Annotated in this window: 1 protein-coding gene; it reads right to left on the minus strand. The window is 55.7% G+C overall.

Annotated features, from left to right (window positions below):
* On the minus strand, positions 1–1814 hold a 1814-nt coding region (lepA, locus tag WIH05_RS00035), incomplete at its 3' end, for a translation elongation factor 4 (RefSeq protein WP_022273178.1).
* Positions 1815–1894: the final 80 nt, after the last annotated feature.

Below are 1894 nucleotides of genomic sequence, written 5' to 3' on the forward strand. Positions count from 1 at the left end.
TACTCCTCATCCAGCTTCAATACGCTCATAAAGGCCTTCTGCGGGATCTCCACATTGCCCACCTGGCGCATCCGCTTCTTTCCTTCCTTCTGCTTTTCCAGAAGCTTCTTCTTACGGGAAATATCGCCGCCGTAGCACTTGGCCAGAACATCCTTGCGGACGGCCTTTACGGTCTCCCTGGCAATGATCTTGCCTCCCACAGCCGCCTGGATCGGGATCTCAAACAGATGTCTCGGGATCTCATCCTTCAGCTTTTCGCACATTTTCCTTCCTCTCTCATAGGCAGAGCCCTCGAAGACGATGAAGGATAAAGCGTCCACCTCTTCCCGGTTGATGAGGATGTCCAGCTTCACAAGCTCCGACTGTTCATAGCCCTTCAGCTCATAGTCAAAGGACGCGTAGCCTCTGGATCTGGATTTTAAGGCGTCGAAAAAGTCGTAAATGATCTCATTGAGAGGCAGCTCATATTTCAGAAGGGCCCTGGTGGCCTCAATATACTCCATCCCCAGGTATACGCCCCGGCGTTCCTGGCAAAGCTGCATGATAGCGCCCACAAATTCCGTGGTCACCATTACCTCCGCAGTGACCACCGGCTCCTCCATATATTCGATCTCCGAGGGATCCGGCATATTGGTGGGATTGGTCAGGTCGATGACCTCGCCGTTGGTCTTGTGGATCCGGTACACAACGCTGGGGGCCGTGGTCACCAGGTCCAGGTTGTATTCCCGCTCCAGCCGTTCCTGGATGATCTCCAGGTGGAGCAGGCCTAAGAAGCCGCAGCGGAAGCCAAAGCCCAGGGCCACCGAGGTCTCCGGCTCGAAAAACAGGGATGCGTCGTTTAGCTGGAGCTTTTCCAGGGCATCCCGCAGCTCCGGGTACTTGGCTCCGTCTGCCGGATACAGGCCGCAGTATACCATGGGGGTCACTTTCTTATAGCCCGGAAGGGGTTCCTTACAGGGATTGGACCGGTCGGTGATGGTATCGCCCACCCGGGTATCCCGGACATTTTTGATGCTGGCAGTGATGTAGCCCACCATACCGGCAGACAGCTCCTCGCAGGGGATGAACTGGCCTGCGCCGAAGTATCCCACCTCCACCACGTCATAGGACGCGCCGGTGGCCATCATCTTAATGGGGGTCCCACGTTTTACAGTTCCCTCCTTGATCCGGCAGAATACGATGACTCCCCGGTAGGAATCATAAACGGAGTCGAAGATCAGCGCCTGTAAGGGAGCCTCAGGATCTCCCTCCGGAGCCGGGATCTTTTCCACAATGGCCTCCAGCACATCCTCCACATTTAAACCGCTTTTGGCTGAGATCCTGGGAGCGTCGTGGGCCTCCAGGCCGATCACGTCCTCGATCTCCTCCGCCACCCGGTCGGGATCGGCACTGGGAAGGTCGATCTTGTTGATCACCGGGAACACATCCAGATCGTGGTCCAGGGCCAGATACACGTTGGCCAGGGTCTGGGCCTCGATCCCCTGGGCCGCGTCCACCACCAGGATAGCTCCGTCGCAGGCCGCCAGGCTCCGGGACACCTCGTAGTTAAAGTCCACGTGTCCGGGAGTGTCAATAAGGTTGAAAATATATTCTTCTCCGTTTTTTGCTTTATATACCGTCCGCACGGCCTGGGACTTGATGGTGATGCCCCTCTCTCTCTCCAGATCCATATTGTCCAGGATCTGGGCCTGCATCTCCCTGCTGGTCAGCAGCCCTGTCATTTCGATGATCCTGTCCGCCAGCGTTGACTTGCCGTGGTCAATATGGGCAATGATGCAAAAGTTTCTGATTCTGCTCTGATCGACAGCCGTCATTTATGTTCCTCTTTTCTAAAATTTCTTACGCCAAATATACCATTTTTTCCGCATCCGCGCAAGGGTTTCCGCAGGATCCG

Origin of the sequence: Alitiscatomonas sp. (assembly GCF_037242085.1) — a bacterium.
GTDB classification, from domain to species: domain Bacteria; phylum Bacillota; class Clostridia; order Lachnospirales; family Lachnospiraceae; genus Alitiscatomonas; species Alitiscatomonas aceti.